Annotated in this window: 24 protein-coding genes and 4 pseudogenes; 11 read left to right on the top strand and 17 right to left on the bottom strand. The window is 68.1% G+C overall.

From position 1 onward, the window contains the following. The first annotated feature begins 19 nt into the window (after window positions 1–19). Both EDD27_RS37220 and EDD27_RS37225 read left to right on the top strand, forming a co-directional pair. Complete coding sequence (locus EDD27_RS37220; RefSeq protein WP_127936560.1) at window positions 20–613, top strand: DinB family protein; 594 nt, start codon at window positions 20–22, stop codon at window positions 611–613. Window positions 614–626: 13 nt separating this feature from the next. Then, a complete protein-coding gene (locus EDD27_RS37225) occupies window positions 627–1,205 on the top strand; it encodes a nitroreductase family deazaflavin-dependent oxidoreductase (protein WP_241564466.1) in 579 nt (192 codons plus the stop codon). Window positions 1,206–1,315: 110 nt separating this feature from the next. Here EDD27_RS37225 and EDD27_RS37230 read toward each other — a convergent pair whose 3' ends face one another. Next, window positions 1,316–2,344: an alcohol dehydrogenase catalytic domain-containing protein gene (locus EDD27_RS37230; RefSeq protein ID WP_127936562.1), complete on the bottom strand. Its 1,029-nt coding sequence runs from the start codon at window positions 2,342–2,344 to the stop codon at window positions 1,316–1,318. 92 nt (window positions 2,345–2,436) lie between these two features. Here EDD27_RS37230 and EDD27_RS37235 point away from each other — a divergent pair, with 92 nt between their 5' ends. After that, the gene (locus EDD27_RS37235; RefSeq protein ID WP_164903958.1) at window positions 2,437–2,919 is read left to right on the top strand and encodes an Lrp/AsnC family transcriptional regulator; all 483 of its coding nucleotides are present in this window, start codon (window positions 2,437–2,439) and stop codon (window positions 2,917–2,919) included. Between the two features lie 15 nt (window positions 2,920–2,934). Here the strand turns inward: EDD27_RS37235 and EDD27_RS37240 are convergent, their stop codons facing one another. Both EDD27_RS37240 and EDD27_RS37245 read right to left on the bottom strand, forming a co-directional pair. Next, the gene (locus EDD27_RS37240) at window positions 2,935–3,951 is read right to left on the bottom strand and encodes a BUD32 family EKC/KEOPS complex subunit (RefSeq protein WP_127936564.1); all 1,017 of its coding nucleotides are present in this window, start codon (window positions 3,949–3,951) and stop codon (window positions 2,935–2,937) included. Then, window positions 3,952–4,593: a class I SAM-dependent methyltransferase gene (locus tag EDD27_RS37245; RefSeq protein ID WP_127936565.1), complete on the bottom strand. Its 642-nt coding sequence runs from the start codon at window positions 4,591–4,593 to the stop codon at window positions 3,952–3,954. A gap of 275 nt (window positions 4,594–4,868) precedes the next feature. Between EDD27_RS37245 and EDD27_RS54785 the strand changes: the two genes are divergently transcribed. Next, on the top strand, window positions 4,869–5,099 hold the full coding sequence (locus EDD27_RS54785; RefSeq protein WP_164903959.1) for a hypothetical protein: 231 nt from the start codon (window positions 4,869–4,871) through the stop codon (window positions 5,097–5,099). Between the two features lie 5 nt (window positions 5,100–5,104). Further along, window positions 5,105–6,058 (top strand): aminoglycoside phosphotransferase family protein, encoded by a 954-nt coding sequence (locus EDD27_RS37255; RefSeq protein WP_127936567.1) that lies wholly within the window; start codon window positions 5,105–5,107, stop codon window positions 6,056–6,058. Window positions 6,059–6,085: 27 nt separating this feature from the next. Here the strand turns inward: EDD27_RS37255 and EDD27_RS37260 are convergent, their stop codons facing one another. The 5 genes and pseudogenes from EDD27_RS37260 to EDD27_RS37275 form a co-directional block, all read right to left on the bottom strand. Beyond that, window positions 6,086–6,586 carry an ATP-binding protein gene (locus EDD27_RS37260; protein ID WP_127936568.1) on the bottom strand — a complete coding sequence of 167 codons (501 nt, stop codon included), beginning with the start codon at window positions 6,584–6,586 and terminating at the stop codon, window positions 6,086–6,088. Between the two features lie 177 nt (window positions 6,587–6,763). Further along, the gene (locus tag EDD27_RS54790; RefSeq protein ID WP_164903960.1) at window positions 6,764–7,393 is read right to left on the bottom strand and encodes a DUF6069 family protein; all 630 of its coding nucleotides are present in this window, start codon (window positions 7,391–7,393) and stop codon (window positions 6,764–6,766) included. 263 nt (window positions 7,394–7,656) lie between these two features. Further along, window positions 7,657–8,037 carry an MmyB family transcriptional regulator gene (locus EDD27_RS37270; RefSeq protein ID WP_241564890.1) on the bottom strand — a complete coding sequence of 127 codons (381 nt, stop codon included), beginning with the start codon at window positions 8,035–8,037 and terminating at the stop codon, window positions 7,657–7,659. 73 nt (window positions 8,038–8,110) lie between these two features. Then, window positions 8,111–8,167 (bottom strand): annotated as a pseudogene (locus tag EDD27_RS57150) (hypothetical protein); the annotation flags it as partial. A gap of 221 nt (window positions 8,168–8,388) precedes the next feature. Beyond that, window positions 8,389–9,153 (bottom strand): DUF899 domain-containing protein, encoded by a 765-nt coding sequence (locus EDD27_RS37275; protein WP_127936570.1) that lies wholly within the window; start codon window positions 9,151–9,153, stop codon window positions 8,389–8,391. 362 nt (window positions 9,154–9,515) lie between these two features. Between EDD27_RS37275 and EDD27_RS37280 the strand changes: the two genes are divergently transcribed. Then, window positions 9,516–9,764 carry a hypothetical protein gene (locus tag EDD27_RS37280; RefSeq protein ID WP_127936571.1) on the top strand — a complete coding sequence of 83 codons (249 nt, stop codon included), beginning with the start codon at window positions 9,516–9,518 and terminating at the stop codon, window positions 9,762–9,764. A 465-nt stretch (window positions 9,765–10,229) separates the two neighbouring features. On the opposite strand, the pseudogene EDD27_RS37285 reads toward EDD27_RS37280, so the two are convergent. The 5 genes and pseudogenes from EDD27_RS37285 to EDD27_RS57155 form a co-directional block, all read right to left on the bottom strand. Then, a pseudogene (locus tag EDD27_RS37285) lies at window positions 10,230–11,629 on the bottom strand (IS3 family transposase). Window positions 11,630–11,698: 69 nt separating this feature from the next. Next, window positions 11,699–12,142: a hypothetical protein gene (locus EDD27_RS37295; protein ID WP_127936572.1), complete on the bottom strand. Its 444-nt coding sequence runs from the start codon at window positions 12,140–12,142 to the stop codon at window positions 11,699–11,701. Window positions 12,143–12,257: 115 nt separating this feature from the next. Continuing rightward, window positions 12,258–12,620, bottom strand: coding sequence for a WD40 repeat domain-containing protein (locus EDD27_RS37300; protein WP_127936573.1), 363 nt, complete (start codon window positions 12,618–12,620; stop codon window positions 12,258–12,260). A gap of 265 nt (window positions 12,621–12,885) precedes the next feature. Then, entirely contained in the window at window positions 12,886–13,533 is a 648-nt protein-coding gene (locus tag EDD27_RS37305; protein WP_164903961.1) for a hypothetical protein, read from the bottom strand. A gap of 252 nt (window positions 13,534–13,785) precedes the next feature. Beyond that, window positions 13,786–14,053 (bottom strand): annotated as a pseudogene (locus EDD27_RS57155) (transposase family protein); the annotation flags it as partial. 312 nt (window positions 14,054–14,365) lie between these two features. Between EDD27_RS57155 and EDD27_RS37310 the strand changes: the two are divergent. Continuing rightward, window positions 14,366–15,286, top strand: a complete 921-nt coding sequence (locus tag EDD27_RS37310; RefSeq protein ID WP_241564467.1) for a cyclase family protein — start codon at window positions 14,366–14,368, stop codon at window positions 15,284–15,286. A gap of 770 nt (window positions 15,287–16,056) precedes the next feature. Here EDD27_RS37310 and EDD27_RS58430 read toward each other — a convergent pair. The 3 genes and pseudogenes from EDD27_RS58430 to EDD27_RS37325 all read right to left on the bottom strand — a co-directional run. Further along, window positions 16,057–16,515 (bottom strand): annotated as a pseudogene (locus tag EDD27_RS58430) (nSTAND1 domain-containing NTPase); the annotation flags it as partial. A gap of 525 nt (window positions 16,516–17,040) precedes the next feature. After that, the gene (locus EDD27_RS55935) at window positions 17,041–17,334 is read right to left on the bottom strand and encodes a hypothetical protein (RefSeq protein WP_206641818.1); all 294 of its coding nucleotides are present in this window, start codon (window positions 17,332–17,334) and stop codon (window positions 17,041–17,043) included. A 207-nt stretch (window positions 17,335–17,541) separates the two neighbouring features. Continuing rightward, window positions 17,542–18,381: a prephenate dehydratase gene (locus EDD27_RS37325; protein WP_127936574.1), complete on the bottom strand. Its 840-nt coding sequence runs from the start codon at window positions 18,379–18,381 to the stop codon at window positions 17,542–17,544. A 14-nt stretch (window positions 18,382–18,395) separates the two neighbouring features. Between EDD27_RS37325 and EDD27_RS37330 the strand changes: the two genes are divergently transcribed. Both EDD27_RS37330 and EDD27_RS37335 read left to right on the top strand, forming a co-directional pair. Then, on the top strand, window positions 18,396–18,824 hold the full coding sequence (locus tag EDD27_RS37330; RefSeq protein ID WP_127936575.1) for a hypothetical protein: 429 nt from the start codon (window positions 18,396–18,398) through the stop codon (window positions 18,822–18,824). Between the two features lie 260 nt (window positions 18,825–19,084). Then, on the top strand, window positions 19,085–19,255 hold the full coding sequence (locus tag EDD27_RS37335; protein WP_241564468.1) for a hypothetical protein: 171 nt from the start codon (window positions 19,085–19,087) through the stop codon (window positions 19,253–19,255). A gap of 186 nt (window positions 19,256–19,441) precedes the next feature. On the opposite strand, the gene EDD27_RS37340 is transcribed toward EDD27_RS37335, so the two are convergent. Further along, window positions 19,442–20,014, bottom strand: coding sequence for a TetR/AcrR family transcriptional regulator (locus EDD27_RS37340; RefSeq protein ID WP_127936577.1), 573 nt, complete (start codon window positions 20,012–20,014; stop codon window positions 19,442–19,444). Window positions 20,015–20,086: 72 nt separating this feature from the next. Here EDD27_RS37340 and EDD27_RS37345 point away from each other — a divergent pair, with 72 nt between their 5' ends. Both EDD27_RS37345 and EDD27_RS54800 read left to right on the top strand, forming a co-directional pair. After that, window positions 20,087–20,659 carry a dihydrofolate reductase family protein gene (locus EDD27_RS37345; RefSeq protein ID WP_127936578.1) on the top strand — a complete coding sequence of 191 codons (573 nt, stop codon included), beginning with the start codon at window positions 20,087–20,089 and terminating at the stop codon, window positions 20,657–20,659. 16 nt (window positions 20,660–20,675) lie between these two features. Further along, window positions 20,676–20,834, top strand: coding sequence for a hypothetical protein (locus EDD27_RS54800; RefSeq protein ID WP_164903962.1), 159 nt, complete (start codon window positions 20,676–20,678; stop codon window positions 20,832–20,834). Window positions 20,835–20,903: the final 69 nt, after the last annotated feature.

A 20,903-nucleotide genomic window follows, 5' to 3' on the forward strand; every position in this document is an offset into this window, starting at 1 on the left:
AACTGACACAATGATCCGCATGACCGTATCGGACCCCAAAGCCGACCTCCACCGCTATTTGCAGATCGCCCGCGATGCCCTGCTATGGAAGCTCGACGGCCTTTCCGAGTACGACGTCCGCCGCCCCATGACCCCGACGGGCACCAACCTCCTCGGCCTGATCAAGCACGTGGCCAGCGTCGAGTTCGGCTACTTCGGCGACGTCTTCGACCGCCCGTCCGGCGAGCCGCTCCCCTGGTTCGAGGAGGACGCGGAGCCCAACGCGGACATGTGGGCGACGGCCGACGAGTCCCGCGAGCAGATCATCGCGCTGTACCACCGGGCCTGGGCGCACGCGGACGCCACGATCAACGAGCTGCCCCTGGACGCCGTCGGTCGAGTCGCCTGGTGGCCGGCCGAGCGCCGCGAGGCCACCCTGCACCGGATCCTCATTCACGTGATCACCGAGACCAACCGCCATGCCGGCCACGCCGACATCGTCAGAGAGATGATCGACGGCGCCGCCGGACTACGCGCGGACAACGGCAACCTGCCGTCCAGGGATGAGACGTGGTGGGAGACGTACCGGAACCGTCTGGAGCAGGCGGCGCGGAAGGCCGGCGAGACCAGGTAGACCAATCGCTTGCTTGGGCACTATCCTGGCCCCGTCACCACCGCCTACCGGATCCGGACGTGAGGTCACCGTGGTCGAGCAGCAGCAGTCCAGCGGCGGGTTCAAGGCACGCGTCAGCACCGCGCTGCGCCCGTTCTTCCAGTGGCTCGCGGGCACGAGGGGCTTCGCCCTGGTCGCGCCCAAGATCGTGCCGCCCCTGGACCGCCTCGTCAACCGGCTGACCGGCGGCCGCGCCCTCATGGGCGACCAGATGATCCCCCACCTGCTGCTCACCACGACCGGCAGCAAGTCGGGGCAGCCCCGCGAGACCCCGCTGGCCTGCTGGCCCGAGGACGGTGGCACGTTCCTCGTGGTGGGCAGCAACTTCGGCAGGGAGCACCATCCCGCCTGGAGCGGCAACCTCCTGAAGACCCCACAGGCCACGGTGCGTTTCCAGGGCCGTGTGATCCCCGTGACGGCCGCCCTGCTGACAGACGCCGAACGCGAGCAGGCCTGGCAGACCCTCATCCGCTTCTGGCCGCTCTACCAGGGCTACACCGACCGCTCCGGCCGCGAGCTACGCGTCTTCCGCCTCTCTCCGGACGCCCGCTAAGCATTACCGCGCCGTCGCCCACGCCCACCTGTCCGCGGCCGCCAATTTCGAGGTGTCGCAGGTCGTGGACCGGACGACCGGCGCGCACGGGGTCATCGCCAAGGAACACTTCACGGCCTGGCCGCCACCTTGATCGCTTGGCGTCGGTCCATGGCCCGGTAAGCGTCGGCGATGCCGGCCAAGGCCGCCTCCGCGGTGAAGACGGGCGATGGATCGAGCCGCCCGGCGAGCACGTCATCGATGAGCGCGTCGAGATAGACCCGGACCGGCGCCACACCCGCACGCAGCGCGACGTTGGCCCGGAAGAACCGGTAGAGATCCACCCGGGTGACGCCGTTGGGCACCCCGACCGAGCCGATCGTGCCGCCGGGACGCGCCACCGCCAGCGCGAGGTCGAGCGCCGACTGCCCGCCGACACACTCGGCCACCGAAACGGCGCCGCCGCCGGTGCGCTCGACGATCAGCGGGGCGGTCTGCGGATCGTCGGCGTGGAGGGTGTCGGTGGCGCCGAAGCGCCGGGCCAACGGCGCACGCTCGGCATGCCGACCGACGGAGATGATGCGTTCGGCCCCGGCCCGCCGCGCGGCCAGAACCGCGCACAAGCCCACCGCGCCATCGCCGATCACCACGACCGTCCCACCGCGCACGACCCCGGCAAGGACCGTGGCGTGGTGCCCGGTCGCCATGACGTCGGTCAACGGCAACAACCTCCGAGCCAGATCGTCATCGACGTCGGCCCTGACGGGGACCAGGGTCGCATCGGCGAACGGCACCCGTACCGCCTCTGCCTGCCCCCCGTCGTCGGCTCCACCCCAGAACCCGCCGCGCCGGCAGGAAGTGGGCAGGCCGTCCCGGCACGCCGGGCACCCGCCGTCCGCGAACGCGAACGGCGCCACCACGAGATCCCCCTTCCGCAGCCGTACGACCTCCGGCCCGATCTCCTCCACGGTCCCGATCCACTCGTGCCCCATCCGATCGCCGGGCGCGAAGGATTCAAGCCCTCGGTACGGCCACAGATCGGACCCGCACACAGCCGCCAGCCGTACCCGCACCAGCACGTCAGTGGGCTCGCGAAGCACCGGATCAGGCACCTCGACCAGCCGGATGTCACCCACGCCCTGCAGAACAGTCGCCTTCATGACCAGGAACGCTATGCCCCGCAGCCACCTTCGGGACATGCCAAAGTGAAGGCGTACAGCGCCTTTGACCATCGATGTGGAGACTTTCAGCCGTGAACACCGACGAACCGCCGGTTGTCGACCCCATTGACATGAAAATCATCCGCGAGCTCACTCGCGACGCCCGGACCAGCCTCGCCGAACTGGGCCGGCGTGTGTCCCTGAGCCGATCGGCGGTCGCCGAGAGACTCCGCCGGCTCGAGGACAGCGGCGTGATCCAGGGCTACACCGCGCATCTCGATCTGGCCCGGCTCGGCCTCGGCCTCCAGGTCCGCGTCGCGTTGCGCCCCCGCTACCGTTCCACGAAGGACGCGAATCACCTACGCCAACGCCTGCTGACCACAGCGTGCGTCTTGTCCTGTGTCCATGTGACCGGCCAGAACTGCTACGAGCTCACGATCGCCGTACGCGACGCCCGCCATCTCGAAACGGTGCTGGAGGAGCTCGGCACGCTCGGCGAGACCACGTCCTCTGTCGTGCTCTCCGAACTCGTCAACCCGCGCGACGTCGACGTCACCACCTGGGTCACACAGTGACGTGAGCGTTCATGGTCACTGTTCTGCAGCCCGCTTGAGTTCGCCGACCGGATACGGCGTGTGCTTGGTCTCGGTGATGAGGCGTTGGTGGAAGTCGTTCATGACGAGAGCCGTCCTGGCGTGCCGGTCGATGATCGCGGCCAGTGCGGACGGGACGTGCGCGGGCCGCGTGTCGCCCGCGATCCAGTCGCGGAGGAACGCCTGGTCGTGAGCGCCACCAGGGAGGTGGTAACGCAGAAGATGAGCCGCGGTGTAGTGCTGATCGTAGGCAAGGTGATCAGACAGGAACGTGGCCTCGCCTGCCGAGAGGTCGAATCGAGAAGAGAGCGCGAGCCCGAAGTCCGCGAAATAGATGCGGTGGCCGTCGGTCAGGACATTGTGGAAATGAGCATCGAAGTGGACGAGCCCGTTGGCGCTCATGAAGGCGGTCCCGCGGGCCAGAGCCCGCTCTGCCCATGCGTACGTGTCGCCGTCCTGATGGTCGCGCAGCCATGCGGCCAGCGTCTGCGGGATGTGCTCGAGGAAGAGCACCAAGCTGAGCGAGGACCGGCCGATGGCCTCAAGCCGCTCGCGCACGGCCGGGGAGCCTTCCCAGTGCTCGACCGCCCCCTCCACGCCCCCGAACTCGTCGGCGAAGCCCACCGGAGGGGAATCGGGCACGACCCGCCAGTGGTACATCAGCGGGAAGCCGTCGTAGATGTCACCGAGGACCCAGTTGGTGGTCATGGTGTGGGTCGCCAGCTCCCGCCAGGCCCCGAACCCGGCCGAGCCGATGCCGTACTGGTAGAAGGTGGGCAGGTCGAAGAGGTTGGCCGTCGAGCGGAGATGTTCCGGCCGGGTTTCAAGGTCCGTCAGCGGCACCCGCTTGACGAAGACCTGCCTGCCGTCGACCTCCAGCTCCGCCGATCTGCCGCCGATGCCGGCGCCGTGCGGCGTGGCCGCGTTCACGAGGTCGATGATCTGGCGGTCGCTGAGCAGCGCCAGTCGGGTGGAAACGGCCTGGTAAGCGGCCAGGCGTAGCGCGTGCGACATTCACGGCTCCCGGCGGCGGGCTATGAACACGTACTCGCGGCTTTCCTCGGTGAACGGCTCGCGCGCGAAGCCGCCATAGAGCGCCTCCAGCTCAAGACCGGCGACGTCGATCAGCCCGAGCCACTCGTTCTTCGTCCCCCACCAGAAGGAACTCGTCGCGCCGTCGTCGAGGACGATGTCGATACGGTTGTCGCCCACGGCATGACGGATCGTGTGCGGTACGGGTTCGTCCTGGTGCTCACCGTCGAGCCGCGCGGCAATGCGATGGTCGAAGGCGATGGCGTTCCAGGCGAAGCGTCCCCGCGGCCGGAGGGCCGCGGCGACACGTTCGAAGGTGCGGCGGCGGTCGGCCCAGGTCGGCAGGTGCTGCAGCGATCGGAACGGGCAGTAGATCAGCGCCGCCGGCTCGTCCACCGCGAAGTCACGCATGTCGGCCGCACGCAGGTCGAGCTCCACTCCTGCTTCGGCCGCCCGGGTACGGGCTTGGGCGAGCATCGCCGGCGACACGTCGATGCCGATGACCCGCCGGCCGGTTGCCCGCGCGACCGGGATCGCGACCCGCCCGTTGCCGACCGCGAGCTCGACCAGCGGCCCGTCCGTCTCGCGTGCGAGATCGACATAGAACGCGACGTCGGCCGTCATGTGCGCCGACCATTCCTCATATCGGTTCGCGAACGCCTCGTCCCACGTGGTCATCACCGGATCATGCTGCCATTTCCGGCGACGAGCCGCAGGTCAATTCCGGCTGGACGAAGATCAACACTTGACGGCCGCACTTACGCGGCCATCTTCCTCCTCAGCCCGAGGCTCACGGCGCCGGCGGAGGGCGTACGAGATGCCGATGCCGGTCTGCTCTTCGCCACGGTGCTCATGGCGTCGGCGATCGCCTTCCAGGCCGGGTTGTCGGTGGCGAAACCGTGGAAACGTACCCCCTGGGGAAAGCGCGGCTCGACGTTCCCGCACCGCCGCGGTGCGTCATCTGCCTCACGATGCTGACGCCGGTCCTGGACCTGCTGCTCGCCGAAGTCGGCTTCGGGCACGCCGCGCCCCTGTTCGCCGCGCTCACCGCGATCGGCTACCCGATCTGGCGGCGGGTCAGGCCCGGTTCCGGCCAGAATCCGTCGACCTCCGCAACGGGAAGGACGTGAACGGAATGATCGTTCCATCGGGTATGGAGATGCCGCGTGCCACCGGCGGCCGGAGGCTCGCGTGGGACGCCTTGCCCTCCGAAGTGATGGCAGGTGTCGAGCGGCTGCTCGGCGCCAAGGTGATCGCCACGATCGACCAGCCGGGCGGCTTCTCGGAAGGGTTGGCCGCCCGCGTGCGACTGGCGGACGGCAGAGGCGCCTTCGTCAAGGCCGCGCAGTCGGCGCGGGCACCCGCGGTGGCAGGGTTTCACCGCCGGGAAGCGGCGATCTCAGCGCGGCTTCCCCCGCAGGCCCCGGTGCCGCGCCTGCTCGGCACGTACGACGACGGCGACTGGATCGCCCTGGCGTTCGAGGAGATCGCCGGTCGTCTTCCCGCCCAGCCATGGCGCGGCGAGGAACTGCGGCGGGTCCTGGAGACGGTCGGCGAGTTGGCGTCGCTGCTCACGCCGTCCCCTATCGATGAGGAGGTCCTGAACCGGCCGCGGCTGGGTGGATGGCCGGCCTTGACCCCTCGCCACGAGCGCGACGCTTTGGCGGCGCTGGCGCCGTGGGCGGCGGACCATCTCGATGACCTGATCGCGGTGGAGGCGGCGGCGATGTCACCGTTCGCCGGGCACACCCTGCTTCACGGGGACCTGTATCCGTTCAACATCGTGATGAACGCGGACCGTGTGGTCGTGGTCGATTGGCCGCATGCGTGGGTGGGAGCGCCCTACTGCGACGTCGTCACGGTGTTGTCGAGCGCGCGCCTGAGCGGTGTGGATCCGCAGCCGCTCGCCGACGCTCATCCGCTCACCCGTCATCTCGCTCAGGGGCAGATCGACGAGCTGTTGGTGCTGCACGCCGGGTTCTTGTTCCGTACCGCCGTCACGGCAGGGCCAGGGGCGGATCGTCATCTGCTGAACATGATGATCGCCCTCGCCGGGGCCTCGCTGCGTTGGCTGCAGGAGCGGTGGTGAGCGCGAGCCGGCGCGAAAGCCCCGGACTCAGGCGGCAACCGCCAGAGCGTCCAGCATCTCGACCTCGGCGTCGGCGAATGCCGGCAGCTCGAACCAGATGGCCTTCCCGCCCTGCGCGGTGGGAACCGCACCCCAGCGATTGGAGAGCATGTCGACCAGGAACAACCCGCGCCCGCTCTCCGCGTCCTCGTCAACGGTACGCATGCACGGCAGCTCCGGATCCTCGTCCTCCACCACGCACCGCAGCAGCCCGTCATCAGCGGAGAAGCTGAGTCCGACCTGCCCGCGCGCATGATCGAGCGCGTTGCCGACCAGCTCGCTCACCAGCAGTTCGGCGACCTCCACCTGGTCGTCGAAGCCCCACTCGACCAGCGTCTCCCGAGCCAGCCGGCGCGCCCTGCGCACCGAGCGGAGGTCGGTCGAGAGCCACCACGAGACCTTCCGGCCATCGAAGGACACGCCCTCGGCGGAGGCGCCCTCGCGGCGGACATCGTCGGCCGGCTGAGTGCTGAGCTGATGCTGGTACATGGGTGTTCTTAAGGCCCTCGCTTCGAGTGAGGCTGATCCCTCACTCTCAAGAGTGCCTCGGTGAGCTGCCACGACGAGACGTGAGAACTCCCCATATAGGTACCTATTTCGGGGACCTACGTACGTAGGCCCGGCGTGACCGAACCCAAGAACGCCGGCGGAGGATGCTGCTGCTGCTCAGTCGTAGGGGTCGTAGTCTCGGCGCTCGTACCCGCGCTGCTCGTGCTCACGGGGCCGCTCGTATCCGCGCTGCTCATATCCCCGGGCCTCGTACCCACGGGGCTCGTATCCGCGGACGTCATGTCCGCGGGGCTGCTCGTACGGGTACGGCTGCGGATCCGGTATCTCCTCAAGAGCCGTGCGCCCGATCGACGCCAGGAGCGAGACGATGGCGATGCCGATGATGAGATTGATGGCTGCCGTGGCGATCTGATCGATGAGATCGGCATCGTACATGAACGGCAGGATCGTGATCAGGACGGTGAAGAGCCCGGCGATCCAGCCGAAGAACTTGGTCGGCTCCGGCGTCGACAGCATGAGGATGTAGAGCAGCAGCGTGGCGACGAGCGCGGCAGCGGCGGCCGAGATCGCATATCCCGTGGTCGCCGCGCTGCCGTACGCGGAAGCCCCATCGGGGGTGAGGACGCGGATGCCCAGAAGCCTCTTGCTGATCATGACCCCGACCACCACGATCAGGGCGGCCACCACGGCAGCGGCCACGCCGCCGCCCCACACCCGCGCCGGATTTACCGACGGCCTGGCCGATCGTGGACGGTGATCATAGCGATCATGGGAGGGATAGGACATGCGAATCACCTCTGTCGCGAATGCTGGTCAGGCACTCCGAGAACCTTACACGCGCAGTCAAGAGGCAGGGAGGGCCGTTGTGCGCACCCACAGCCGCCGAGGCCGCCCCCACTGCTGGCCGGTCGTTTCGCCGACGGCCCACCCCACCACCCGATCCTCGTCGACGGCTGAACGAACTGGGCTCAACACCGAGGATGGCTTCGACCTGCGTGGACGGTCCAGGCCGAAGCCACAGCAGCGCGCGCCTTGCGTGAAGGACCGGCTCAAACACCATCAAGCGGCATAACGCGGAGGGCGTTGGCGGTGAAGTCGTCGAGGGGATAGAACAGCTCGATCGCCAGCTCCGACAGCGTCACGTCGGCCGGAGCGCCGACGGTGGCCATGGTGCTGAACATCGCCAGCTCGCCGGACGGTGTACGGATTCTCAACGGCACCTGGATCGGGCTCGGCTGGTGTCGCGACGAGTGGTCGTGCACGTCGCCGGGGGCGGGGTAGCGGGACACTTCCTCGTGGAGCGCCTGGAGCTCGGCGTCCCCGGTGGCGTTGACCTGCCGGGACAGCCGTTCGAGGAAGAGCTCCCGTACCTCTCCCAGATTGGCCAGCCGCCCGGCCAGCCCGTCGGGGTGCAGCGCGAGCCGGAACACGTTCGGCTGCGGCTCCAGCAGGTGCGGCGGGGATGCCGTCCATGAGGATCCCCATGGCGCGGTTGCCCAGCAGCACGTTCCAGAGGCGGTCGACCACCACCGCCGGGTACGGCTCATGCGCCGTCAGCATGGTCTCAAGCGCCCACGCCGCGAGACCTTAACCTTTCAACCTCCGTAGCGGAGCAGGCGGGCCAATGGTGTCCTTCGCGTCGGCGGGTGTCCGGAGGCATCATGCCCTACGGCACCGACAGAACACCGTCCACGCAGGCGGCACCAGCCCATCAACAAGCGTTTCAAAGCTTCACTTGTGGTCGCCTCCTTGAGTGCCGCTCTTTGAGTCCGGGCTTGGGTTCACGAGCAGCAGCCTGAGCTGCCCGTGCCCGTGCTTGGCTGTCCGCTGTGGAGGTCGTCGTCGTGGCCGGCGGCGATCCGTGCCCATTGCGCGGTCGGCCGTCCGTCCTTGCGGAACTGCTGGCCGAGTGTCTCGTACGGCTGCGGCCAGCCGGACGGGGAGTCCTCCCAAGTCTCCTGCCGTCCGTAGACGGTCATGTCGAGGATGCCGTAGGACGGCGCCATGGGTTCGACGCCGCGGCCGGTGGTCCAGTACGTCTCGTAGACGCGGTCCCCATCGCGGAGGTAGCTCGCCTTCATCCCGAAGTGGCGGCCGGCGACGAGTCGTTCGTGCGACTCGTCGGGTACGGAGTACCAGGGCATGTCCCAGCCCATGAAGCGGCGGTAGCGGTCGGATTCCTCGTAGGGGCCCTGGCAGAAGACGGCGAAGGTGACGTCACGCTGGTGCAGATAGGACAGTTCGCGGACCTGGCCGGTGAAGAAGGTGCAGCCCTCACACTGGTCGGCGGCGGTGTGTCCGTCGTGCCACATGTGATACGACACGAACAACTGGTTGCGCCCCTCGAAGACATCGATCAGGGGGACGTGCCCCTTGCCTCCGACGACCGGGGCCGATGGGTCCACCTCGGTCATCGGCAGCCGTCGCCGAGCGGCGGCGATCGCGTCGCCCTCGCGGGTGTGCGCCTTCTCCCGGACGCGCAGGGTGTCGATTGCGGCCAGCCAATCCTGGCGGGAGACGATCGGCGGCTTGTTCACATCAGTCATGGCCGTACTGACCCGGCAGCTCGCAAGAAATCATCGGTAGAGCCCGTGGCGGGCTCTACCGACCACGATCCCGCCGGGTGGCACGGACGTTTGATGACACCCTCGATCCGTCTCCCCCGCGCCCTCTACCTGCACTTCGCCTCATGCAGCGACCTGCCGGCCCAGCTGTACCGCCACTTTGGGCGCCGCCGAGGACATCGGCTCCTCCTGAACCAGGTGTGGAACAGCCCCGACGCAGTGACCGCGCTACGCAAGTGGGCCCACCACATGGCCGGGATGCACCCGCGCATCATGGCCGTCTCCCCGGCGGTGGAACGAGCCCGCTACACCGACCCCGACGCCGCCGAGTGGATCAGACCACGATGGACAACTGGCGCCGCGGCTGCACCCGGCTCCTGTCCTGGCTGGCCGACGAGCGCAGACTGGCCACCCCGTGGACCCTGGAGACCGCAGTCGACATGCTGTGGAGCCTGATGTCCTGGACCGTATCGGAGCGGCTGCTCGTCGACCGGGGCTGGACTCCGCAGGAGTACGGCGAGCACATGGCGAACCTGCCGCAGGCGGCCTTCGCCCGCGGGCATGCTCCCGACGCTCATGCAGCCGGTCCGTGAGGGGCTGCGTCGGCCCCGCACTGGCGGTCGTTGTCGAGGTGCCAGTTTCTGGCCATACCTGACCCCAGGCTGCGCAACGGCGACGCCCCCGGAAACCGGCTCTATTCTGCTTGCTTCCGGGGCGCGATCGAGATTCGCAACCGTCTGCTTGCGTGAACGGATGCAGGGCGGCGCGCTATCGCGTTTCCCAGCTGATCAGCACCTTCAAGGTACTGACAGCGCTCTGCGCACGGCACACATCGGCGTGGAACCGAGAGGTCATGCATCTGACAGGTTCAGGGTCCCTCGGTCCAGATATACCAAGGGCCCTTGAAGTGCTCATACCTTCCCTCTTCTGGATCCGGTGCCCGATCCGGGATGTAGGCGAAGCCGTAGCTCTTCCAATCCATCGTGAGCGAGGTCACCATGAACCTCGCTCCCCCGGGGATCTTCGGTACCTGTCAAGGATCTTGAGACAGTCTCTTGCTATGTGGACGCTATGAGCGCTTGTGGGGTCGGTGGATTGATCCACGCCGCGGTGGGCATAGGGGGCGGGGTCGGCGGTCGGCCGAACCGCGTTGGATTGGCCGCATAGGCCGCGGCCAGAACCTGAGCTCGCTGGAGCTGGATCTGCCCGGCGGTGCCGAAGTAGACCGAGGCCGGGGTGTGCAGCCCCAGCGCCGCATGACGGTGCTCGTGCCGGTAGTAGTCGAAGAAATCGGTGCACCAGGCGTGCGCGTGCTCGATCGAGGAGAACTGCTCGGGGAAGTCGAAGCGGTACTTCAGCGTCTTGAACTGGGCTTCCGAATAGGGGTTGTCGTTGGACACGCGCGGGCGGGAATGGCTGCGCTGCACCCCCAGGTCCACCAGTAACTGAGCGACGTTCTTGGACGTCATCGCGCTGCCCCGGTCGGCGTGGATCGCCTTGGGCCGGCCGTGTGCCGTGATCAGTCCGGCCATCCACCGCTCGGCGATGGCGGCGTCCTCGGCCGCCTCCAGCCGCCAGCCCACCGGGTAACGGCTGAAGATATCGAGCATCACATACAGCTGGTAGAAGGTGCCGCGGGTCGGGCCGGGCAGGCGGGTGATATCCCAGCTCCACACGTCGTTCGGCTGATGGGCCACCAACTCGGGTTTGACATAAGCCGGATGCGCGGCCAGCCGACGCCGCTCGCGCACCAGTCCCTGCTCGCGCAGCAGCCGGTACATGGTCGATTGAGAGGCCAGGTAGACCCCTTCGTCCAGCAATTCGGCCCAGATCTGCGCGACTGCCTTGTCGGCGAAGCGCGGCTCGGTCAGCACTGCCAGCACGCGCTCACGCTCGTCGAGCGTCAGCGCGTTGGGCGGCGGCTCGACGGGGCCGGGCTTACGCGGCGGGCCACTGGCCCGGGCGCGTTGGCGATACAGGCTGGCCCGCGACTTGCCCAGCAGCGCGCACGCCGCGCTGGTCGAGGTGACGGCTTCCAGGTCAGCGAAGACCTCGCCTATCGCCTGTTCGACCTCGGCTTTGAGGCCGCGCTCTCGGAGAGCGTCTCCAAGAGCGCATGTGCTTTTCCCACCAGATCCAACGCCGCGTCTTTTCGGGCCAGTTCGGCCTCGAGCGCTTCCACCTTGCGCCGCAGCCGCTCCAGCTCGGCCTGCTCGCCGCTCTTGCCCGAGCGTTTGCCGCCCTTGGCCAGGCCGTCCAGCGCTCCCGCCTCGGCCGCCCGCCGCCACTCAACGAGATGCGAGGAGTACAGCCCTTCCCGCCGCAGCAGCGCGCCCCGCGCGCCCGGTTCGGTCAGCGCGTCGTATTCGGCCAAGATCGCCTGCTTGTACTCGGGCGTGAACGTCCGCCGCCGCGGCCGGTCCGCGCGTGGCCCCTGCTTGCCCTTACCCGAGCTCATTGCTCCATCATCGGCGATCGACGCCGGGGAACGCTCGGCCAGTCTCATGCTCACGGTTCGTTGAGATCCTTACTCACCCTCATCAGTCAGATGAACTGTAGTCACATCAGTCTCAACAAACCCTGACAGAGAGGGCTTCTCCACGTCGTCCACCCAGTACAGGCCCCACCATCGATTGCTGTCATAGTCCGTGCGTACTGACCGGGCGTAGCGCTCCAGGCTCGGCTCCGACAGGACGAAGCGCGCGTGAAGGGGCGCGTCGACCTTGACCAGCAGCACGGTGCCCAGGACAAGTGCGAGTGGGACGAACATCCAGGGCGCCCACGCCCGCCGACCCGCACCAGGAACCAACACCCGTGCGAGCCAGGCGCTGGCGAGTGCCAGCCAGTACAGCGCCAGCACCAATGCCCAGTAGGACAGGCCGGGAGTGCTCACCTCAACGAACGTCAGAAGCGAGGCGAGTCCGACGGCTCCGGTAAAGAGCAGGACAAGCGGGTTGCGAGTCACGCGCATGGGGCGATCTTGCCCTATGACGGAATCAGGCACATCGGCCCACCATCAATGCCGTGAAGCTAACCCGCAGACCGCAACCCTTGGGAAACGGTCCCGGTTTCTCGCGGGGATATCGTCAGTGGCAGGTCTTTTGACAGGCCACTTCTGGGATGTGTTGTTGCCACTCGGCAGGGGAGAGACCGCCGTCCCGGTGACAGATCACGGCGGCGGCAGTGCCGGGATCGACGGTGATCTCGCGTAAGGACCCGTCGGCGGATGAGAGGAGAAGAGCGGTCCGGTTGAATGCCACGGCCGGCACGGACTGGGTGTTGAAGCTGATCGGTGAGGCGATCCGCTGATATCCCCGCCAGTCCCAAAGCTGGATGCCGAACTCGCCTTCCCTGGCGACGGTGGCAAGTAGCTCGCCCCGCGGGTAAGGGACAAGAGCATTGATCGATGCCGTGTCCGCGATCTGCGGCAGGGCCAGAGGCCTGCGCATCGTCCTTCGGGTGAGACGGAGGCCGTCTCATGGTCGGGCTCTTGACGCATCAGGTGTGATGCCCCGATTCCACGGGTGACTCTTGGCCCCGAATACCAGCGAGCGGTGGCCCTACCTCCGTGATCGCCAAAACTTCGGCCGACGAGATTTGGCCCCACCCGCCTTGGCCCTGTCGTCGCTGCTTGAAAGCCGGCCACCCACGGTGGCCCGGAACTCCTATGGCTTCGGTGATCCGCCACCCGACGGTCCAGCGTAGAGGCGCGGGTCATTCGTCGTCTGGATCTGCCGGCTCCACGGTCGGTGCGATCTGCAGTGGTGTCGCGGCCCCGCCAGCGATCTCGCGCCCTTGATTCAGTGTGTAGTCAAGCTGCCTGGCCAGGAGTGGGAGGGTCGCCGGAGGTAGATAGGCATCAGCGCCGGCGTCAAGTAGTCGTCGGACCGGGCCGTGGTACTGAACTCCGAGTTCGTGGTCCTCGATTTCGGTGACGATGACGCGAGCTTTCGGGAACATCGATCGGAGCGCTGCGATCAACTGCGGGCTGCCTGGAGGTACCAGCAGCACATCGGTCGTCGCGGGGGCCGCATGCATATCGAGCACTACGTAGTCCGCCCCGAGCTGGGTGGATAGCGCAACCCGAGCCGCGGTCGACAGCTCCATCGCGGTGGCCACGACTGTCACGCTCTCGTAGTCGATCGGTGCTTGATCGTTGGCCTCATCTGGCGCGTCGCGATCGACGATGGCGCCTTGGACCACGTCAATGGTGCTGGAGATGGTCGCGATCGACGCGCCGTCACGCGTGAGGACCAAGTTCTCACCAGGCTCGAGGGCGTCGATGAGCGCCACGACGTCTTCGGGAAGGCAGGTCACGTCGATTCGCTGCGTGGAGCGTGGGGCGCGTTTGCGGATCACCATGCCTGGGACACGCTCACGGCTGCGAGGGCACCCTGCGTCATGCGCAGGCCCGGTCGCCTAGCGAAAGGCCCATCCACGGTGACATGGTTGCCTGCCCCGAAGGTGCCGCTCAACCAGATGATCACATGAGTCCCTTCTGACGCTGTGATCTTGTTGGATGCCACTACACGACCATTGGTTCGAGGCCCCCGGAGTTTCCCTCATCGACTATGAACCTTTCCCTGTAACTGCTCATGGCGGTAGGTGATTGCCTTACACGGTCCGTCCGTACTCCAGTTGAAGCAGGACGAGGGCTGCGGCGGCGATCTGGGTGATCCGGCTCGGGTCGGGGCTGACTCGGCGCAGGGCTTTTGAATGAGGTCTTGGGCAGGGTGTTCGCCCGTTCGCCGATTCCATGGATGCCTCGCAGGAGCAGCTGGTTGAACGCGCGCTGCGGCTCGGTGAGCCGGCCGCCCTTGGGCTTCTTGAACGACATCCTGAACATCTCCCGGGCACCCTCGTATCCCAGGTCGGTGAGCGTGATCAGAGCGGTATGGGCGATACCGGACGACAAGTGAAGCCTCTCGCTTGAACTTGATCTCTTTGCAAAGACCGTTCTCAGCGCCAACCCAGAAGTTCTGCGCGTAACGGGTGGGGAGATCGCCGAGGCGGATGGGGATTGACATGGGCCTCGCCGGGGGTTGGATGAGGTTGCTCACACCGTCTCTCCGGCCCCGGCGAGGTCATGTCAAAGGAGAGGGCGGGATACCCTGCCTGCGGTGCCTCGAACCACGTGACCGGAGGAGTCGATGCTGGGATGACGGCAGGGCGACCGATGCCCACACAGGACGACGTGCTCGGGTACTTCAACACGCTGTCGAACTGGGGTCGGTGGGGCGACGACGACGAGCTCGGCACTCTGAACCACATCACCGACGACGTCCGGCTGGCGGCGGCGCGGGCCGTGCGCCACGGCAGGAGCGTGTCGTGCGCATGGGAGGTTGCCGTACCGGAAGACATGGAGCGGTCGACGACGACGTGCCCGTGCGCCGCCGACATGCCGGGTGCCGAGGACATGCCGGTGCCCGGATTCCACAACGACCGGCGCTGGGGCTTTTCGTCCGAGCGGCTCGGCATCACGTTCCACGGCAACACCCTCACCCACGTCGACTCGCCGTGCCACATCTTCTGGGACGGCGCGATGTACAACGGACGGTCCCACTCGCTGGTCGACGCCGCAACGGGATCGGCGTGGGCGGCCGTCACGGCGGCGGCGAACGGGATCATCACGCGTGGTGTCCTGCTGGACATTGCGAGGGTCCGCGATGTGCCGTGGTTGGAACCGGGGCAGGGTGTGTTTCCCGACGATCTCGAGGAGGCCGAGCGTCGCCAGGGTGTGCGGGTGCGATCCGGCGATGCGGTACTCCTGCGGACCGGCTATGGCCGCGTCCGGCACGAGACCGGTGCGGTCAGCGGTTTCACGCAGGCCGGCTGGCACGCGTCCTGCCTGCCGTGGCTGCATGAACGGGAGGTTGCGCTGATCGGCGCTGACACCCCCCAGGACGTTCAGCCGTCGGGGTACGAAGACGTGTTGATGCCGGTTCACGCCGTGAGCCTCGTCGCTATGGGTCTGTGGATGCTCGACAACTGCGACCTGGAGGCGTGCGCGACGACGGCTGCCGAGCTCGGCCAGTGGGACTTCCACCTCGCAGTCGCGCCGGTCCGCTTCGCCGGTACGTCCGGCAGCCCGGTCAACCCGATCGCCACATTCTGACCGCGGTTCACGAGGGGGTGCGACGCCATGAAGGACCGGCCCGCACCTGGAACGCGGTCGTGGTCGGTGAGGACACGCCGTGCTGGTCGGGAACCAGGCGGCGTGTCGTCATCGTCGGCGCTGGCCCGGTCGGGCTTTTCCTCGCAATCGAGCTCGAGCATCCGGTAGCGGCCCGCGTCGGGCGCCAGTTGCAGCAGCGACTTGTCGATCAGGGCGGCGAGCAGCTGGAGGACCTCGCCCGGGAGCACTGCGGTGCCGGCGCAGACCGCAGTGGCCGACTCCAGCGTCACGCCACCGGGCAGGACCGAGACCCGCTCGGCCACCGTACGCTCGTTCTCGCCGAGCAGATCCCAGCTCCAGGCGATGACCGCGCGCAGCGTGCGGTGCCGCGGTGCCGCGGCCCGGCTGCCCGTGATGAGCAGCCGGAACCGGTCGGACAGCCCGGCGGCGAGCTCGGCCGGCGACAGGGTCCGCAGCCGGGCCGCGGCCAGCTCCAGCGCCAGCGGCATGCCGTCCAGGCCGCGCACCAGCCGGACCACGTCTGCGCGCGTCTGCTCGTCGATGTCGAAGCCGGGGCGCACCGCCGCGGCCCGTTCGGTGAACAGGCGCACTGACGCGCTGCGGCGGATGTCCTCGAGGCCGTCGTCGGGGCCCGGCAGCGCCAGCGGGCCGAGCGGGACCAGCGCCTCGCCGTCGATCGCGAGCGGCTCGCGGCTGGTCGCCAGCACCCGCAGCCCGGCGCAGCGCGGCAGCAGCGCTGCGATCAGGTGCGCGACGGCGTCGATCAGATGCTCGCAGTTGTCCACCACGAGCAGGCTCTCCCGGCCGTTGAGCTGGTCGGCGAGCACGTCCAGCTCGCTGCCCTCGGCTCGCATCCGGCCGGAGGCCTCGAAGAGCGCGGCGCCGCGCAGCCCGATCGCGGCCAGCACCGCCGCGCCGGCCTTGGCCGGCTCGGTGACCGCGGCCAGATCGACCAGCCAGGTGCCGTCGCGGTACTCGTGGCGGTGGCGGCGGCCCGCCTCGACCGCGAGCCGGGTCTTGCCGGCCCCGCCCGGCCCGACCACCGTGACGAGGCGCCCGCGGGCGAGCAGCGTGTCGATCCGGGCGAGGTCGTCGTCGCGCCCGATGAAGCTGGTCAGGGCGGCGGGCAGATTGCTCGCGGGCGCCTCGCGCTGCGCCTCGGGAGCGGGAGCCGGCGACTGCAGCAGGCGCAGGTGGCGCTCGCGCAGTGGCCAGCCGCGTCGCGACCGCCGGAGCGACCGCGGCGATCACCGACGGTTCGCCGCAGAGCGCGACCGCCTCGCCCACCAGCCCGGCCGCCGCCCCGGGATCGCCGGCCCGGAGCCGGTCACGGCCGTGCGCGGCCAGCCGCTCGAACCGCAGCGCGTCAACGTCGTCCTCCGTGACGCTGAGGCGGTAGCCGCCCTCGGACTGAGTGACCGCGCCGGCCTCGCCGAGCAGCCGGCGCAGCCGGGAGACCAGCGAATGCAGCGCGTTCGCCGGGTCGGCCGGGAGCTCCTGCGGCCACAGTGCATCGACCAGGACGCCCGGTTCGACCGGCCGGCCGCCGGCCAGCGCCAGCCGTGCGATCAGGCCGCGGAGCCGGGCGCCGGGAACGGCCACCACGGCGTCGCCGCGGCGCACCTCGAGGGTGCCGAGCAGCGTCACCCGCAGGCGCCTCTCCTCGTTCCCGTGCACCGCCCGATCCTCCCGCATACATCCCGCAAGCCCCAATCCGCCCCTCCAGCGCGCGCTCAGGCCGTCAGCACCCGCATCGGGGACCCAGTCCGCCAGGCCGCGACGTCTACGACGACCTGCTTGTACATCGAGCGATACCCGGCCTCGGTGACGTACCCGAGGTGCGGCAGCAGCACGGTGTTGGGCGCGCCCCGCAGCGGGTTACCGATTCCGGCCCGCCCGCCGAACCAGGCTGACGTGGTGCCCTCGCCCAGCTGATGACCGCGCTGACCGGCACGGCCGAGAACCCGCACGCGTGGTTGTCCGCCGTCGACGCCGACGACCTGCCCGGACTGCACTTCTTCACCCACGGCATCCGCCGCGACCTGGACGCCGTGACTCCGCGCGGAGACACCGTCCTCACACGATCCGGCCCCGCACAGGATCCGGCGGTCGGCGCCGTACGCGACCGGATCCCGCCACGGGCGTGGCGCCTCCGGATGCGGCCCGATCCTGCAGAGCCCAGCCCGCCGAAGAGACAGTGGTTCAGGAGGGCGCCCTGGCGCCCGTCTCGAGACTCAGTCGGCGCGGAACGGGTCGGCCGGGTAGACCCCGAGGATCTTCACGTCCGTGGTGAAGAACGCCAACTCCTCCAGCGCGTTCTTCAGGCCGGGGTCCTCGGGGTGGCCGTCGACCTCGGCGAGGAACTGGGTGGCCGCGAAGTGGCCGCCGACCATGTAGCTCTCCAGCTTGGTCATGTTGATGCCGTTGGTCGCGAATCCGCCGAGCGCCTTGTAAAGCGCGGCCGGCAGGTTGCGGACGTTGAAGACGAACGAGGTGACCACCGGGCCCTCGCCGCGCGGTGCCTGCACGAAGTCCGGGCTGAGCACCACGAACCGGGTGGTGTTGTGCTCCTCGTCCTCGACGTCGCGGGCGAGGATGTGCAGGCCGTAGATCTCCGCCGCGAGCGGCGGCGCAATCGCCGCCTGGGTCGGGTCGTCCGCCTCGGCCACCTCGCGCGCAGCGCCGGCGGTGTCACCGGCGATCACCGGCACCAAGTCGTGCTCGCGGATGATCCGGCGGCACTGTCCGAGGGCATGCACGTGGCTGTGCACGGCCTTGATCGTGTCCAGGGTCGCACCCGGCGGCGCCATCAGGTTGAACTGGATGCGCAGGAAGTGCTCGCCGATGATGTACAGGTCCGAGGTCGGCAGGAAGTGGTGGATGTCGGCGACCCGGCCGGCGATCGAGTTGTCGATCGGGATCATCGCCAGCTCGGCCTCCCCGTTCTCCACCACCGCGAAGACGTCCTCGAAGGACGCGCACGGCACCGTGTGCCAGTCAGGGTAGTGGTGCTTGCACACCAGGTGCGAGTTCGAGCCGGGCTCGCCCTGGTAGGCGATACGTCGTGCGGTCACCCCAGCAGTTTCCCATGCAGCGGGCGCGGCTGGCCGGCGACGGCCCGGTCCCCGCCCAGGCTCGTCAGCGTGGACACCGCCCTCTACTAGTCGTCACCGGTGAACTGGTCGCGGCACTCCAGAACCCCCACGAAGCAGACCATTGGTTCTCCGGCCACCTACCCGGCCAGGAAGGCTGGCTCCACCGCGATCTCGCCCTCGCCCTCGCCGACCGCGCAGACGACTTCGAGACCGTCCTGCCCGCCGCGCTAGGCCTGACCACCCTCTCTTTCACCCTGGACTACAGCAACGACCTGGACCCCTTCGTCGAACTGGCCTTTCCGCAACCGCTCGCCGAACACAGCGTGCTGACCCAGGCCCAACGCACCTTCCTCGCCGCCCTTCACCACCACCGGTGCTGCCCGTTCGACGAGGCTCTCTGTCGCTACCTGCTCGGCATTTGAGCCCAATCTCCACGCGCGGGAAAGCGTCCCTGAACGCCTTCGCCATCACCGTCGAAAGCCGCGGAAGATCTAGGCGTCCCGGACCATTCCTGCAATGTTGAGCCTGGTCAACGCTGGAAGGAACACGGGCTCGTCCTCACCAGCCGTATCGGCACACCTCTTGACGTTCACAACGTACGGCGTGAATTCCGCATCGCCATCAGAGGTATCAAGGGCATTTACGCAGACGCATGACATCACGTGAGCTACGACACAGCTTCGTGTCGCTGCTCTCCGACGACGGCGGCCTATCCATAGACGAAATCGCAAAGCTGTGCGGACACGCCAGCACAACCGTGACCGAGACTGTCTATCGACGCCAGATCCGGCCCGTGATCCAAACCGGCGCGCTGGCCATGGACCGCATCTTCGACGACATCACGGACGCGTAGCCCGCCGACATGTCACCCAGTTTGTCACCCAGAGATCAAAAAGGCCACTTCCGATCACTGGACGTGGCCTTTGACCTGGGGTGGGGTGTTCACGAGAGCGGATGACCTGGCGGATCAGGAGTGTCCGAAGATCGCTTCCCGCGCAGGAGATGATCGTTTTCCGGAACCCTCGGGTGGCCTTACACGTCAGGCATTCAGCGATCTTTGTACGGCGGCGTCCACCAACTCGTGGATCTCCTGCTCGGTGAAGATGTCGGGCAGCGTCAGCCGCTCCACGATGAGCCAGTTCAGAGCGAGGTAGAGGAGCACCACCGAGGTCGCGTCGCCGGGCAGACCCGAGGCGGCGTGGTAGCCGATGTTGGCGTCGATGTCCTCGCGGATGCGCTTGGTCAGCACGGCGCGCAGCTCGGGGCGCCGGGTGGACTCCAGCCGGAGCTCGAGAAGGGCCAGGTAGCCGGAGTTGAAGGCGGAGACCCGATCCACCAGTTCGTGCATGAGCTCGGCATAGCGGGCTTGGTCCTGCACGCCCTCCCGGCTGCGGGCGATCGTGGCCTCGTCGGGCAGCAACCGCTCGTAGATGCGTCCGCCGACCTGGGTGAACAGGTCGTCGCGGTTGGCGAAGTAGTTGGAGGCCGTGCCCGGGGGCACGGCCGCCTCCGCATCGACAGCCCGGAAGGTCAACCCCCGCGCTCCTTCCCTGGCCAGCACCTCGATGGCCGCGTCGATCAGCGCCTGCCGCCGCTCGGGATTTCTCCGCACTTGACACCACTCCGTCTGTAGTACTACGTTTTGACCACTCCAAGCAGAGTACTACATCGGGAGTTGATCGGTATGCGAAAGCTTGTCTACTACGTCGGCGTCTCGCTCGACGGCTACATCGCGGGCCCCAACGCTGAGTTCGACTTCTACCCCGTGTCGGACCAGATGGCCGCCTGGATCAACGACCGTTACCCCGAGACGCTCCCCACCCACGTCCGCAAGCTTGTCGGCCTCGAGGGCGTGCCCAACAAGGTCTTCGACACGCTGGTGATGGGCCGCGGCACCTACGAGCCGGCCCTGGACGTCCCCACCACCAGCCCGTACTCCCACCTGCGCCAGTACGTCGTCTCCAGCACGCTGACGATCGACGACCCCACGGTGCAGGTGGAGACCGGCGACCCGATCGAGCTCATCCGGCGGCTGAAGGCCGAGGACACCGGCATGGACATCTACCTCTGCGGCGGCGGCAAGCTCGCCGCCTCCCTGCTCCCGGAGATCGACGAGATCATCCTCAAGAGCTACCCCGTGGTGGCGGGCACGGGCATCCCCATGTTCTCCGGACAGTTCCGCCCCACCCTGTTCACCCCCACCCGGCGCGAGTCCTTCGACAACGGCGCCCAGGTCACCTGGCTCACCAGGGCTTAGAACCGCAGGAGGAAGCATGCATATCAAACTCTCAGCCTTGAACAACCAGTCCGAGATCAACCGCCAGGCCCGATCGCCGCACCGGCACGAGCACCCGGCGCGCGACCTCAAGCCCACGGGCCGGACCAATCCCTCCCGCCGTCCGACCGCCGCCCCTCGCCGCAGCGGGTACTGAGCGAGTCGGCGCCCCACCCACCACAACGACCAAGATCCCGTCCGATCAATCGATCGGACGGGATCCCGT

Source organism: Nonomuraea polychroma (assembly GCF_004011505.1).
Classification (GTDB): Bacteria; Actinomycetota; Actinomycetes; order Streptosporangiales; family Streptosporangiaceae; genus Nonomuraea; species Nonomuraea polychroma.